This is a genomic window from Methanobrevibacter sp. UBA188 (assembly GCF_905234905.1).
In the GTDB taxonomy this organism is placed as follows: domain Archaea; phylum Methanobacteriota; class Methanobacteria; order Methanobacteriales; family Methanobacteriaceae; genus Methanocatella.
In genome coordinates this window covers 1-14,102 of the sequence record NZ_CAJOJM010000007.1, presented here as the reverse complement: position 1 = coordinate 14,102, position 14,102 = coordinate 1, and the positions used below count along the sequence as shown (strand labels likewise).

Below are 14,102 nucleotides of genomic sequence, written 5' to 3'. Positions count from 1 at the left end.
AATAAAAAAAAGTAGTATTGTTTTTTAAAAAAAAACAATAATTTTAAGCGGAATATCTTAAAACGAAACAAAGTATAGCTACAATAACAGTAGCGACTAAAACGTGCTCAGGAGAAAGTTTTGGACCTACACTTTCTTCATCAAAATATCTTACTAATCCAGCACCTGTCTGAGGCATGGAAATCTTGTTATCTTTTTTTGACATAGTAATCTCCTATTAAGTTAATTGATAAAAATAATTGTATATATCTATTTTTTTCATAGTATATAAAGGTTAGATTTTTTCTTTTTTGATAACTTTGATATCGCTGATTCTGGTGTCCGGGTACTGACCGTCTTCATCCTTTTCAACAGCCTTTACCATATCCCATACTGTAAGCAGAGCTACGCTTACACCAGTTATGGCTTCCATTTCAACACCGGTTTTGCCCAAAGTATTGACGGCACAGGTTGCTATGATTTCATCGGCTTTCACTTCGAAATTAAGCTCTATGCCGGTCAAGGCCAACGGATGGCAAAGGGGAATTATTGAAGAGGTATTTTTTACCGCCTGAATTCCTGCAATTTGAGCGGTTGTCAGGACATTACCTTTCTTGATTTCTTCATTTTGAATCATTGCCACAGTATTTTCATCTAAAAAAATGCTGCCGCTTGCAATAGCTCTTCTTTTTTGATCCGGCTTTTCGCCAACTTCAACCATGTGGACTCCACTTTCTGTTAAATGTGTAAATTCGTCTCCCATAATACCTACTTCTCGCTTACTTCAATTACATCCAATTTCTCACAGATTGCCTTAACACCTAAAATATCACTGACATTTGGCTGGCTTCTTCCATCATCACCGGAAATCAGTTCCTTGATATACAAACCACCTTCGGTTTTGATTTTCATGTTGAATGAATAATCGTCAATGACTTCACATGAAAGGTCTAACACATGCTTTATGCGCACCTTATCGGCACGACGCCTTAAAACCCTCACCGGAGTCTGCTGATGAATTTCATTTAATTCTGTCAGCTCATCAAGCTTATTTATATCAAAGGCACCGTCACATTTGACAAGTGCATTATAAACCTTATAAGTGTCTGGAGAGGATTGCTTTATTTCCGCTTTTCTTCTTCTCTCGCAGACATGGAGATTGTGATATGAGGTTTTTCCCTCATTAATCCTATTGATTTCCTCTTCGAGTGTTGGCAAATCAAGTTTTCTTATCTTCGGTTCCTTGATTTCCAAAACAAATGGTCTTCCGGAACCCAACATCAAAACGTCAATGTCTTCACGGCCTGCACCATGGAATTTTGCTTCCCTTCCTTTTGTCAGTTTTAAAAAGTGCTCGGAAATCAGTTCTTCAACTGACTCGGGATATTGCTTGCCTGTGAAATTGCACTCTTCACATCCTCTTCCCTTGCATTTTGTGCATGGCCATTTTGTCTGAGGTATTCCACGTTTCCATTTGTTGTACTTTCCTTCAACATACAACGGATTGATTTGGATTCTTACCTTTGGCTCTTTGATTAAATCAACGTTAAAGACAATGTCCTGGCTTTCGAATTCTGCTTCCTTGCCATATATTTCCCAAATTCCAAGACCGATTAGCCTGTTAACTTCCTTTTTTATGGTTTCAACGTTCAAATCGAATTTTTCTGACAGTTCCTCATCCCTCTTTTGAATGTCCTTGCTGATTTTTGAACCTACCAGAAATGTGTCGAACTCAACTCCCAGCTGATTGATCTTATCGTCAATCTTTTTATATAAATCGTCGTTGAGCTTGTCAAAGAGGTTGTCGCAAACTATACATTCTCCGTCCAGAGTGATTCCAAGTTCATTGCAGACCTTGTCTGCCCTTTCCATATTGTTTGAACCCTCGACTGTTTTGGACAGTTTGCGGCCAAGACAATTTTTGCAGATTTTGCCGTCGCATTCATCCAAAATCTGTTTAGCTAATTCCAACATGTTATCTGTTCATGAATTGTCCCATCATACGGTTCATTGCACCGCCACCTAAACGACCGCTGCGTTTTCCTATTCCCTTCATGGTCTTTTTGGTGTTGTTGTAATATTTCAAAAGCTCTTTTACTTCAGTTTCATCAACACCTGAACCTCTGGCGATTCTTTGAATACGTGACTGCTTGATGATTTTCGGATTTAGCATTTCCTCTTCGGTCATTGAAGACATCATGATTTTATAGGAGTCAATCTTGTCTTCAGTCATCTTGGAGGCTTCCTTGGAAATCTTGTTTCCCATACCAGGAATCATGTTGAGCACCTGCTGCATCGGACCCATCTTGTTCATCATCTCAAACTGGTTTTTCATGTCCATCAGGGTGAATTTACCTGTGAGCATGTTGTTCATGGTCTTTTCTGCAATGTCCTCGTCGATGTTTTCTTCAGCCTTTTCTATAAGGGACTGGATATCCCCCATACCGAGGAGTCTTGAAATGAACCTTTGAGGGTCAAATAGTTCAAAGTCATCGATTCTCTCACCTGTACCGATGAACTTGATAGGAGCTCCTGTTTCTGCAACTGCAGACATTGCACCCCCTCCTTTGGCTGAACCGTCAAGTTTGGTAATTATGATTGAACCGATGTCGGTTGCCTGTGAAAACGCTCTTGCCTGTTCACCGGCCTGCTGACCGATTGTTCCGTCGATAACGAGGATAGCTTCGGTAGGATTGATGATATTGTCCAGCTCATCCATCTCTGCAATAAGGTCTTCCTCATTCTTGTGCCTACCTGCAGTATCGAAAATGATGACCTTTCTGTTTTTGAATTCCTGCAGACCTTTTTTGGCCAGGTCAAGCGCATCCTTATTGTTCGGGTCTCCATATAGCGGAACGTCCATCTCTTCTGTGAGCTGTTTTAACTGTTCATATGCTGCAGGCCTCCATGTGTCTGTACAGACAACGGCAGGATTGAAACCCTTTTTTTGAAGGTATCTGCATAATTTACCGATGGTGGTAGTTTTACCGGAACCCTGAAGCCCTAAAAATAGAATTTTGTATGGCTTTTCGTTGATATCCAAACCTGCAGCTTCGCTTCCAAGCAGGTTTACCATCTCTTCATAAATGATAGTTATAACATGTTCTCTTGGAGTGATACCCTTTGGAGGTTCCTCTTCAAGAGCTCTTGATTCGATTTTTTTTGATAATTCTAAAACTAGTTTAATGTTAACGTCAGATTGAATTAAGGCACGTTGTATATCTTTTACAACTTCTTTAATTGTCTTTTTATCAATGACAGACATCCCTACTAATTTTTTCATCGTATTAGTAAGATTTTCACCTAAACTTCCGAGCATTGCCATTTTAATCACTCTTAATAATATTTTATATTAGCAAAATTATATAATTGTATTAAGTTATATTTATATCTAATAAATGTTTTATAATTTTTGTGTGATACAATGTTAGAAGAAGTAAAAAAATCATTAGAATCCTCACCAATCGTGAAGAAAGGTGAATACAATTATTTTGTTAATCCTATAAGTGATGGAGTACCTGCAATGAACCCTTTAATGCTTAGAGAATTGGCATTGGCAGTTCATAAGTATGCTGATTTAGATGTGGATAAAATAGTTGCTGTTGAAGCAATGGGAATCCATTTGGCTACCGCATTATCCCTTGCAACCGACATCCCTTTTGTAGTGATTAGAAAAAGGCAATACGGCCTTCCGGGTGAAAAGGAAGTTTATCAAAAAACCGGTTACGGCTCATCAAACCTTTATGTAAATGACCTGCACGAAGGCGAGAAGATACTGCTCATCGATGATGTGGTAAGTACCGGCGGAACAATGGTGGCACTTATTAGAACCCTTGAGGATATGGGCCTTGATTTGAAATCCGTGGTAGCCATAATCGACAAGGGAGAAGGCAAGGAAATAGTTAAAAAGGAAACCGGCAGAGATGTACTGTCACTTGTAAAGCTTGACGTCATTGACGGCAAAGTTGTTATCGAAAGCACAATTGAAGATTAAAATGTCAATGTACAACATGGACCTGGACAGGGTAATCAGCAAGATCAACTCCAAGGATGCGAAAAATGTAGGCCTCCAGTTTCCGGAAGGTCTTAAGATGCAGGCAATCAAGATTGCACGAAAGATTGAATCCGAAACTGATGCAACAGTCATAATCTCAGGTGACCCATGCTTTGGAGCATGTGACGTCAGCGACTATAAGATGAAGGGATCTGTAGATTTGATAGTCCATTACGGCCACACTCCTCTTCCGCTGAAGTATGAGGTTCCCACAATTTTTGTTGAAGCCTTTGCAAAGATAGACCTCAAGAAGGATTTGGAAAAATGCCTGGATGCCTTGAAGGACTATTCGAAAGTAGCGTTGGTAACCACAACACAGCACCTGCACCTTTTAAATGAAATCAGGGATTATCTGGAGGACAACGGCAAGGAAGTTGTTCTCGGCTCATCAAAGTCAACCAGAAAGGGACAGGTTCTGGGATGCAACTTCTCGTCAATCAAGGATTTGGATGCTGAGATATTCCTGTTTATAGGAAGCGGAAACTTCCACCCTCTAGGAATCAACCTCTTTTCAAACACTCCTGTTCTTGCATTGGATCCGTACAACAATGAGCTTAGACGAATGGATGAATACGCTGACAGAATATTGAGAATCAGATTTGCAAGAATAACAAAGGCAAGAAGTGCTGAGAAATGGGGAATTATCGTATCCTCCAAGGAAGGCCAATACAGGATGAAGCTTGCAAAGGAAACAAAAAAGCTTCTTGAAGAAAATGGAATGGAAGCCTACATCATTCTGGTGGACAATGTGAATCCGGATGTGCTTTTGCCATATCTGGAATTGGATGCATTTGTCGTCAGCGCATGCCCAAGAATAGCTATTGACGATTCTCAAATGTATAAAAAACCTTTGCTTACTCCACAGGAGTTGGAAATTGTATTGAATAAAAGGGAATGGGAAAATTATCAATTAGACGAAATATTATTCCATGAACGATACCAATGATTTAAATAGTAATATCAATAAAATTATTATATTAAATAAAAATTTTTTATTAAATCTTTATTTTGGTGATTTTAATATGAGTATAGAAGAGGAACAAATTGTAATGCCTGGCGATAAATTAGGAATCATCGAACAGTATTTGCCGGGAGAAGGTACTTACGATGACAATGGAGAGATTAAATCATCAGTACTTGGTAACGTTAAAATTAATCAAAAAATGAAGGTTATATCCGTTGAATCAGATGCAAAACCGGCTTTATTGAAAGTCGGAGATGTAGTCTACGGACAGATAACCGACATTAAACCTCAAAGAGCTAATGTAAAAATTGATTGCATAAAAGACAATGCAAGACCATTAGCATTACCGTATATGGGTGCCATTCACATTTCACAGGCAAAAAAAGATTATTTGGAAAAATTGTCTGATGCTTTTAGAATAGGAGACATAGTCCAGGCTAAAGTAGTGAAAATTACTGGAGACAATGTTGATTTGGGCACTGTTGATGATGACTGTGGAGTTTTAAAAGCTATGTGTACACGCTGCAGAGATTATATGCACACTACAAAAAAACAAAACGAACTCCAATGCAATACTTGTAACAAAAAAGAAAAAAGAAAAATATCTAAAAACTACGTTAATTAATTAAGGTTGATATAATGGATGAGAATTTTAAAATTATTGAAGAAAAAACATTAGAATTAACATTTAGAGTAGAAAATGAAAGTCATGGTGTTTTCAATGCACTCAGACACATTCTAATGCAAGACCCAGACGTCGAATATGCTGTTTACAATATCGATCACCCCCTCACTGGAAAACCTGAAATGACCATCAAGACAAAAAGGGGAAAAAGACCAAGAATCGTATTGAAAAAAGCAGCAGAAGAACTTCAAAAAGAAAGTGCTGAATTCAAAAAACTCATTGACGAAGCTTTATAGCTTCATTATTTTTTTTATTGTGATTTAATGACAGAATATAAGACTCCTTCAGTCACTGCCGATATTTTTATTTTTGACGAAGAGATTAACTTCATACTGGTTAAAAGAAAAAACAATCCATTTAGGGATTACTGGGCATTGCCTGGAGGTTTTGTTGAATATGGCGAAAGTGTTGAAAACGGCGCCATAAGAGAAGCAAAAGAGGAAACAAATATTGATGTAACACTGAAAGACTTGGTTGGTGTTTATTCTGACCCCGACAGAGATCCAAGAGGTCACACAATAACAGTAGCTTTCACCGCCACCGGAGACATGAGCAAGATGAAAGCCGACACCGATGCAAAGGAAGTGAAGATTTTTTCAGCCGAAAAATTAGATGAAATCAATATTGCATTTGACCATGATAAAATAATAAGAGACTGTTTAAAAAAGGTCAAAACCACTTTTTAAGGTATATATTTAAATATATTAAAAAAAATATTACAAGATATAAGGAAGATTAATAGATATATAATGGAGGAGTTAAATGGAATTTTGTCCAGAATGTGGAGCAATGTTACTTCCAAAAGACGGTATACTAAAATGCAATTCATGCGGGCATGAAAAAAACCTCTCAGACAACAACGAATATGAGGTTTCTGAGGACATTAAGGAAAGCGATAATGTCAAAATGCTCGGTGAAGACGTAGACGTTGGTCCTATCACAAACGAAACCTGTCCAGAATGTGGACATGATAAAGCTACATACAAATTATTACAAACCCGTAGTGCTGATGAAGCACCTACACGTATTTTTACTTGTGCCAAATGTAAACATACTTGGAGAGCATACGACTGAGGTTTTTTTATGAAAGATTCTAAAGATAAAGAGCATAGAATTTCCAATCTCAAGGATATGATCAATAATGTCAATGAAGATGAAGACACAAGTTATGACGATATCGAAGAAGATAAAGAATTAATCAGATACCTTAATGAAGACAGAGAAGGTTATGGGGATTTGGAAATTGATGACGAATTCATCTATCATCCCGATGAGGATACCAAAAATGCTGTTAATTTAGAAGAAAATCCAATCGATGATGAGTTCCTAATTAAAACACCAAAAGAAAGTGATAATGGTTTGAATGAGGAAGATATCGATTTGAATGATGATAATGAAGTCATCACAGGAGAAATCAGTGAAAACTTTGACAATGTTCTTAATGCCAAAATAGGCAGAACCCCAATTATAGGTGTAGTGAGCACCATTTTAGGATTAATTTTAATCGTATTGGGCGCAATTACTTTCAGTTCACGCAGTGATAGAATTGTGGACAATGTTATTTCAGGAGAAAATAGTTTTATTACAGTAATATTTATCGTATGCGGATTAGTATTATTAATTTATGGAATATACAAAGTAATTGGAATGAGAAACCCATTGGAAGATATTTCAAAGAGTATTGACTCATTAGATAATGAAAATGATACCCCTGCTGAAAAAATGGAAGAAAAGGATCAAAATATCCTTCCGAAAAGCAACATTCCATTGGATAAGGATTCCTTCAAGATAGGCGAATTCAATTTCGGCGAATTAAAAAATACTTTCAAAAAAACAAAATCTGATTCTAAACCTAAAAAAACCACACCTCAAGAAAATATCGATGATATTCCACCTGCTCGTGAAAAACCACCTGAAAGAAAAGGTTTGACAAGTGAGGAAATCGAAGAGATAGAATACGAACAAGTTAAACTTGAAAACGAAACTATTGATGATATTTTTGCTGAAGTTGAGGGTATTGAGGACATTCCTATAATATCTGTTGATTCTAAAGAAGAAGGTAAAAAAGAATAAATTTTTTATCTTTTATTATTTTTTTAGGGCCTGTGGTCTAGTCAGGAATGACGCAGGACTTCGGATCCTGAGATCGGGGGTTCAAATCCCTCCAGGTCCGCTCATTTTTTTACGCGAACAACTGCTTCCTTGAAAAAGTCAGGAATCAGTGATCTGTACATCGGACTTTTAAAGAGCATGTTGATGTCGCTGTCGATAATGTATGTATAACATGAATCGTCTTCAGCTCTCATTCCACGGCCGTAAGCCTGCATAAGGGTCATTACCGTTTTATACGCATACCATTTTTTATCCCTTTTCATTCTCATGTTGACCTGCTTGTCTCCAAGATACGGGAAAGGAATCTTGTAGATTACCTGGAATCTGCACTTGTCGTAAGGCAAATCGACTCCTTCACTCATTGACGGTGAAATGAGAACCAACGGATTTTCATCCTTTTCAAAGAAATTCAATATCTGTTCCCTGTTTTGTGATGTATGGGAAATCAGACGTGAGTTGTTAAGGTTGCGGGTAATGTACTGCTGGCATTTGTAGCTGTGGGTGTGAATAAGACCCTTGTCGCCCTCATGCTTTTTGAGGATTTCCTGCAGAATCGGAATTGTCTTTGGAGCGGTGTTCTTGATTCTGTTTGCAGACATCTTTCCTGCCAAATCAAGAATGATAGGCCTTTTTTCCTTTGTGAAAGGACTGTCCACCTTGATGTGATAGACTTCAGCAGGATTCAAGCCCAGCCATTTTGAAAACATCTTGTGGGAAAGGATTGTAGCGCTCATGAAGATGACTACATCCCCATATTTCAACAGGTTATCCTTGGCATAGTGGTGAACCCTCAACGGCTTGAATGTAACTCCGAATTCATCTGTGTCGATGACCCAGTTTTTAGGCTCCTTTTCAAGGTTGTTTCTCAGGGTTTTAAGCCTGGAAATTGTTGAGCGGATTCTGTCGGCCTTGTTTTTGGTGACTTCCTTCAGGTCAATGTCTTCATAGCTGTCGCCGATAGCTTCAATTTCCATTTTCCAATCTTCCAGTTCACCATCTTTCAATGTTTCCTTGGATATGGCTTTGTTAATGTCCTTTTCAAGGGTTCTGTTGTACAATGTAACTTCCATTGTTGCCATGAGCTTGTTTTCGATGTTGTGTGCTTCGTCAAGAATCAGAAGTGACCTTGTGCCGAAGTGCTTTACATAGTTAAGCTCCATTATCGCATAGTCATAGTTCATCAGGGTTATTGGAGAATTGATTGCATTGGCCTTTTGGTTCCAATAATGGCAATGGCTTCCGGACTGATAAAATACAGATCCTCCAAATGAATCCTCAAATGCCAGTTCCGCATCAAGTGTCGGGTTTTTGGCAACTCCATACTGACAGAAGAAGTTGCTTGAATTTGGTGTTGTCTTGCATGTTCCCATATCGCAGGTAGTCTCGAGATTGTCATTAAGACAGGCGAAATTTCCCCTTCCCTTTACCAGAGGAAAATCGAATTCGCTGGAATACTGTGACTGCAGCTGCTTTGTCATTGTCAGGATGTATGCTGATTCATACATTTTGGCAAGTGTGGTTGCAATTGCAGATTTTCCGGTACCTGTTCCTGCCTCAAGAACAATATATTTGTACCCTTTTCTTATTGCATCGTAGATATCCTGAATTATTTCAAGCTGGCCCAGCCTAGGCTGTTCAAAGGGAAAATTTTCTATTATTATATCGTCGATATTAGGATTGAGTTCCTTGAGATATGCTGATGTTCCTTCATCAAGCTTATGGTCATCAACCGAATAGACTTCAGGAATCTCATCATCCAAAATAGAAGATGTTCTTTTTTTGGAAAAACTAAACAGGTTAGTAGGACCCTCTGATTTATTTTTACGACTTGTTTTACAGGTACAATTACTTTTAAGCATACCGCAATTTGGACAAAACATAGAATTAGACATTAACATTATATTAGTTGATATACTATAAATAAATTATAGAAATCATATTTGAAAAAATAATATCAGATTTAATAATTCTTAACTAGAGTGATTATATGGCAAAAAAAGGAAAATTGATTGGAATTGGTGTTGGACCTGGAGATACTGAATTGCTTACCCTGAAAGCGGCAAAGGTTTTGGAAACAGTGCCTGTAGTTTTCTCACCAAAATCATCAAAGGAAAAAGAAAGCATTGCACTGTCAATTGTCAGACCGGTTCTTGAAAAAAGAAAAGATTACAAAAGACTCATGCTTGTTGAACCAATATTTCCAATGATTGAAGACAAAAAAGAGCTTGAAAAAGTCTGGACAAGCGCTTCTGAAATGATTGCCCAATACCTTGACAGCGGAAGGGATGTAGCTTTCATAACCCTTGGAGACAGTTCAATATTCAGCACATACTCATACGTTCAAAAGAAACTTATTGGAAGATACGAAATCGAAACAATACCTGGAATTACTTCATTTACAGCGTGTGCTGCAGCACGTAACGAAGCTCTTGTGGAACAGAACGACATTTTAACAATCGTGCCTAAAATAGACGATAGGCTTGAAGAGGTATTGGATTACAGCGACTCAATCGTGCTTATGAAAGCATCAAGAAATACTTCAAAACTGGAAAATACAATCGAAGAGAAAAACAGACCTAAAGAAATCTATTCAGTTGAAAACTGTACAAGAGAAAACGAAAAAATAATTGAAGGATTTTCAAATGAAAAGCCTTATCTTACAACAACAATAATTAAATTCGGTGATGACTAATAGTTTTTAATCGGAAGAGGCTCGACCTCAAAGACACATTTTCCATCACCCATGGTGTAGCATTGGATTTCTATTACGCTGACGGGCATTTTGAAGTATTGTGAGAACAATGCTTCTAAAATTCCTGTGTCTAAAAAGCATGCAGGCTTACCTGTTCTTGGAAGCAATTGGCATTCAAAACAGTCATAGGTTGTTATTTTAATTATTTGACCAATTTTAAATGAAATTCTACCTAAACCTTTGGCATCCCAGAATTCCGCAATGTTGTCCATGAAAACCTCCAAATCCTCATCATATAATTTATCGAAAAGGGAATTGCCTATGCGGTTTCCTGTGGATTGCATAATAGGGTCAATGTTAATTCCTTCCTGTATAAGCATTGATTTTAGGGTATGAAAGAGCAATGTTGAAAACTCGGCATCCTCATTTATAAGATTTTCAACAAGATAATCTGTCTGGGTTTCCTTGATTTCCTTTGGCTCGGTATAGTTGACGGAACCTATGTATTTTGAATTGAGATAGAAAATCTTTTTTCTGTTATCTACAGGATGTACCCTGTAAGATATTACTCCACTTTCTCTTAAGCTTTTTAAGTGAACTGAAACGGTTGATTTTGATTTACCAGTATTGTTAACAATCTCTTCAAATTCCATGTCACTATCTCTAAGCATTTCCAAAATAGTGAGTTTTACTGGACTTTTGATTACGTTTACCCCAACATCATCATTCAAGTTGGAGAAAATTTGGATAGGTTTTTGTTCTTTCATTTTGGAACTCCGAATTTTATACAGTTATATTTTAAATTATCAGTTAATAAATATATCTAAAACGGAATAATAAGAAGGTTATTCAACAAATTTAAGCAAATATTGAACAGTTTTGAATCAAATCAGTGAAATAATACGAACTGTTCGCTTAAAACAAAATAAAATAGTTCACTTATCAGGACATATTGAAAAAATCAGACCCCTGCAATATCCTTTATCACTTCACCGGCAATCATCAAACCTGCAACTGAAGGCACAAATGAAACGCTGCCTTTCACCTTAAACTTTCGGTCATGATTTATAGGACAGTCATTTGTGTTTATTGCATGTTCCTTCGAATATACCACTTTCAGTTTCTCGATATTTCTCTTTCTCATGTCCTTTTTCATTATCCTTGCAAGGGGACAGACTGAAGTCTCATATATGTCGGCAACCTCAAACATTGTCGGGTCAAGCTTGTTTCCGGTTCCCATTGAAGACATTACAGGAACGCCAATCTCATCGCAGGCACATATGATTGCAATCTTGGCCATTATCGTATCCACACAGTCAACGGCATATGACAAATCTTTTGTGATGATGTCCAGCTCACAGTCATCCATGTAGAATTCCTTGTAGGTTTCAACATTGGCATCGGGATTTATGTCCAAAATCCTCTCCTTCATCAGGTCAACCTTATATTTGCCGATTGTTTTTGTTGTTGCAATTAGCTGCCTGTTGATGTTGCTTTCATCAATCTTGTCAAAGTCCACCAAAACAAAGTTGCCCACTCCGCTTCGGGCAAGTCCTTCACAGACAAAAGATCCGACGCCACCAATGCCGAAAACTGCAACCTTTGCATTGGCCAATTTTTCCATTCCATCATTTCCAATTAACATTTCTGTTCTTGAAAACTTCCCTTCCATATAAAAGTCACCAAAAATTAATTAAGATATATAACTAATTATATAATAAAACAATAAAAAGTTAATGCCCAAATAATTTTATAGATTCGATTGATTAAACAACATTTTTAAGTGATGATATTAATGATAATAGACACACACTGCCATATTTATGATAGTGAAATGGAAGATGCAGATGAAATAATAAGGCAAGCTGCAGAAAATGACATCCAACTAATATTGAACGGTACCGATCCCCAAAGCAACATCGAGGTACTGGAACTGTCTTCCAGATATGACAATGTCCATGCCGCCTTGGGATACCTATACCCATTTGCAGATGAAGTGAGTGATGAAGACATCACATTATTGGACAAGCAGCTTGAAAACAATAATGTGGTTGCAGTGGGAGAGATAGGCATCGACTATTACCACACCAAAGAAAACAAGGAAAAACAGAAGGAACTCTTTGAAAAAATGCTGGAGCTGTCAGAAAAGCACGGCCTTCCCGTGATTGTGCATTCAAGAAAATCAATGCAGGACACATTCGACATCCTGAAAAGCCATGACGTTGTGGGATCAATGCACTGCTATCAGGGTTCAGCCGAAATGGCAAAGGAATTCGTCAAGATAGGATTTAACATTGGAATAGGCGGACCGGTTACCCACAAAAACAACAAAAAAGTTAGAAAGACCCTACAAAAAGTTGGCATTGACAATATCGTTCTGGAAACTGATTCCCCATATTTAAGTCCCGAAGAAAAGCGGGGAGAGGTGAATACTCCTTTTAACTTGAAATATATAATCAGAAAAATAGCTGAAGAGTTGGACATGGCTGAAGATGATGTCGTGAAAACAACTTCCCTAAATGCAAAAAAAATGTTTAAATTGAACTGCCCCGGCCTTTAAAGACCGAGACAATTCAACACTAAATTATTCCAAGTTTTTTGGCTGTTTTTTCGTCAACCTTTCCAGTTACTTTAAGTTTTTTGGCCTTTTGGAATTGTTTTACTGCCTTTACAGTGAGATCCCCATAATTTCCATCGACCTTATAAGCTTTGCCGGAAGATGATTTATAGTATCCTTTTTTAATAAGTGCCTTTTGAATTTTTTTAACCATTGCGTGGTTTTTACTTCCTTTGGATATTGTTTTAAATACTGTTTTTACTGTCAGTTTCACTTTTTTGCTTGCTGCATAGTAGTTTTTGTTTCCAAGATATTTTACAGTAGCCTTGGATGTTTTTGTCAGTTTTGTCAGTTTGAATGTAGCAATTCCTTTGGAGTTTGTTTTTGCATTGTATGTTTTTTTACCGATTGTCAAACTGACCTTAACCTTCTTCATTGGAGCTTTCAGATTGTTTTTGAGTGAAACACTGTATTTCTTGATTTTGGTAGTGGATTTGAACACCTTGTTTTTTGCAGTCAGTATTGGTTTTGCCTTTATGGAAAGTATATTTGATGTGGCCTGTGTTCCATTGTGTGTCTCGTTTCCTGCATAGGAAATTTCGACTTTGTAGATTTTTGGTGTCAGGGTCTTGGTGTTTATCTTGACCTGGCCGTTTTGATTTGTTGTGTATGTCTTTTCACCGTTTATGTTGACTGTTATGTTTGCACCTGCAATTGTGTTGTTTTTGTTGTCTTTTAAGGTTATTGTCAGGTATTTGTTGATGTTGTATACAGTCAATATGCCTGGTGCGGTTATTTCTGTGCTGGCCTTGTTTACTGTAACTCTGATGCTTTTGCTGACCGCATTGTGGTTAGTGTCAGGCACTGTTGTTATGTTTAGAGCGTATGATCCAGGATTTAAATCAGAAACGCTTATTACATTTCCTTCAATTTTGACATTTCCTTTTTCGGCTGTTGCATTGAATCCTGTGGCTCCTGTGTATGTCACTGTTGTTGTTCCGGTCAATCCGTATTCGAATGTGATGTCACCGGCAGTTAGTGTTGAGTCTACCTTGTTGA

At 37.5% G+C, this 14,102-nt stretch carries 17 protein-coding genes and 1 tRNA gene; 10 read left to right on the top strand and 8 right to left on the bottom strand.

Features of this window, described 5'->3' with window-relative positions; translation table 11 throughout:
• Nucleotides 1-43: 43 nt before the first annotated feature.
• From QZ143_RS02475 to QZ143_RS02460, 4 genes are all read right to left on the bottom strand, one after another.
• Nucleotides 44-205, bottom strand: a complete 162-nt coding sequence (locus tag QZ143_RS02475) for a preprotein translocase subunit Sec61beta (protein ID WP_292607598.1) — start codon at nucleotides 203-205, stop codon at nucleotides 44-46.
• Between the two features lie 69 nt (nucleotides 206-274).
• Nucleotides 275-742, bottom strand: coding sequence for a cyclic pyranopterin monophosphate synthase MoaC (gene moaC, locus QZ143_RS02470; protein ID WP_292880906.1), 468 nt, complete (start codon nucleotides 740-742; stop codon nucleotides 275-277).
• Nucleotides 743-747: 5 nt separating this feature from the next.
• The gene (locus tag QZ143_RS02465) at nucleotides 748-1,953 is read right to left on the bottom strand and encodes a tRNA pseudouridine(54/55) synthase Pus10 (protein WP_292880903.1); all 1,206 of its coding nucleotides are present in this window, start codon (nucleotides 1,951-1,953) and stop codon (nucleotides 748-750) included.
• A 1-nt stretch (nucleotide 1,954) separates the two neighbouring features.
• Nucleotides 1,955-3,304: a signal recognition particle protein Srp54 gene (locus QZ143_RS02460; RefSeq protein WP_292880901.1), complete on the bottom strand. Its 1,350-nt coding sequence runs from the start codon at nucleotides 3,302-3,304 to the stop codon at nucleotides 1,955-1,957.
• Nucleotides 3,305-3,403: 99 nt separating this feature from the next.
• Here QZ143_RS02460 and hpt point away from each other — a divergent pair, with 99 nt between their 5' ends.
• From hpt to QZ143_RS02420, 8 genes are all read left to right on the top strand, one after another.
• A complete protein-coding gene (gene hpt / locus QZ143_RS02455; protein WP_292607607.1) occupies nucleotides 3,404-3,973 on the top strand; it encodes a hypoxanthine/guanine phosphoribosyltransferase in 570 nt (189 codons plus the stop codon).
• 1 nt (nucleotide 3,974) lies between these two features.
• Nucleotides 3,975-4,979, top strand: a complete 1,005-nt coding sequence (gene dph2 / locus QZ143_RS02450; protein WP_292607609.1) for a diphthamide biosynthesis enzyme Dph2 — start codon at nucleotides 3,975-3,977, stop codon at nucleotides 4,977-4,979.
• Nucleotides 4,980-5,055: 76 nt separating this feature from the next.
• Nucleotides 5,056-5,622 (top strand): exosome complex RNA-binding protein Csl4, encoded by a 567-nt coding sequence (locus tag QZ143_RS02445; protein WP_292880898.1) that lies wholly within the window; start codon nucleotides 5,056-5,058, stop codon nucleotides 5,620-5,622.
• Nucleotides 5,623-5,633: 11 nt separating this feature from the next.
• Nucleotides 5,634-5,918: a DNA-directed RNA polymerase subunit L gene (locus QZ143_RS02440; protein ID WP_330048360.1), complete on the top strand. Its 285-nt coding sequence runs from the start codon at nucleotides 5,634-5,636 to the stop codon at nucleotides 5,916-5,918.
• 27 nt (nucleotides 5,919-5,945) lie between these two features.
• A complete protein-coding gene (locus QZ143_RS02435; RefSeq protein ID WP_292880896.1) occupies nucleotides 5,946-6,368 on the top strand; it encodes an NUDIX hydrolase in 423 nt (140 codons plus the stop codon).
• Nucleotides 6,369-6,444: 76 nt separating this feature from the next.
• On the top strand, nucleotides 6,445-6,756 hold the full coding sequence (locus tag QZ143_RS02430) for a transcription factor S (protein WP_292607620.1): 312 nt from the start codon (nucleotides 6,445-6,447) through the stop codon (nucleotides 6,754-6,756).
• Nucleotides 6,757-6,765: 9 nt separating this feature from the next.
• Nucleotides 6,766-7,755, top strand: a complete 990-nt coding sequence (locus QZ143_RS02425; protein ID WP_292607623.1) for a DUF308 domain-containing protein — start codon at nucleotides 6,766-6,768, stop codon at nucleotides 7,753-7,755.
• Between the two features lie 26 nt (nucleotides 7,756-7,781).
• Nucleotides 7,782-7,855: transfer RNA gene (locus QZ143_RS02420), tRNA-Arg, on the top strand.
• Nucleotide 7,856: 1 nt separating this feature from the next.
• Here QZ143_RS02420 and QZ143_RS02415 read toward each other — a convergent pair.
• Entirely contained in the window at nucleotides 7,857-9,686 is a 1,830-nt protein-coding gene (locus QZ143_RS02415; RefSeq protein WP_292607627.1) for an ATP-dependent DNA helicase, read from the bottom strand.
• Nucleotides 9,687-9,781: 95 nt separating this feature from the next.
• Between QZ143_RS02415 and cobI the strand changes: the two genes are divergently transcribed.
• Nucleotides 9,782-10,486: a precorrin-2 C(20)-methyltransferase gene (gene cobI / locus QZ143_RS02410; RefSeq protein ID WP_292880892.1), complete on the top strand. Its 705-nt coding sequence runs from the start codon at nucleotides 9,782-9,784 to the stop codon at nucleotides 10,484-10,486.
• Here the strand turns inward: cobI and QZ143_RS02405 are convergent.
• Both QZ143_RS02405 and QZ143_RS02400 read right to left on the bottom strand, forming a co-directional pair.
• Nucleotides 10,483-11,253, bottom strand: coding sequence for a V4R domain-containing protein (locus QZ143_RS02405; RefSeq protein ID WP_292880889.1), 771 nt, complete (start codon nucleotides 11,251-11,253; stop codon nucleotides 10,483-10,485). The genes cobI and QZ143_RS02405 overlap by 4 nt on opposite strands.
• A gap of 194 nt (nucleotides 11,254-11,447) precedes the next feature.
• Nucleotides 11,448-12,158, bottom strand: a complete 711-nt coding sequence (locus QZ143_RS02400; protein WP_292607636.1) for a tRNA threonylcarbamoyladenosine dehydratase — start codon at nucleotides 12,156-12,158, stop codon at nucleotides 11,448-11,450.
• 114 nt (nucleotides 12,159-12,272) lie between these two features.
• Here QZ143_RS02400 and QZ143_RS02395 point away from each other — a divergent pair, with 114 nt between their 5' ends.
• Entirely contained in the window at nucleotides 12,273-13,046 is a 774-nt protein-coding gene (locus QZ143_RS02395) for a TatD family hydrolase (protein ID WP_342765205.1), read from the top strand.
• A gap of 19 nt (nucleotides 13,047-13,065) precedes the next feature.
• Here QZ143_RS02395 and QZ143_RS02390 read toward each other — a convergent pair.
• Nucleotides 13,066-14,102 (bottom strand): peptidoglycan-binding domain-containing protein (locus tag QZ143_RS02390; protein WP_292880882.1); only part of this gene is annotated, 1,037 nt, incomplete at its 5' end.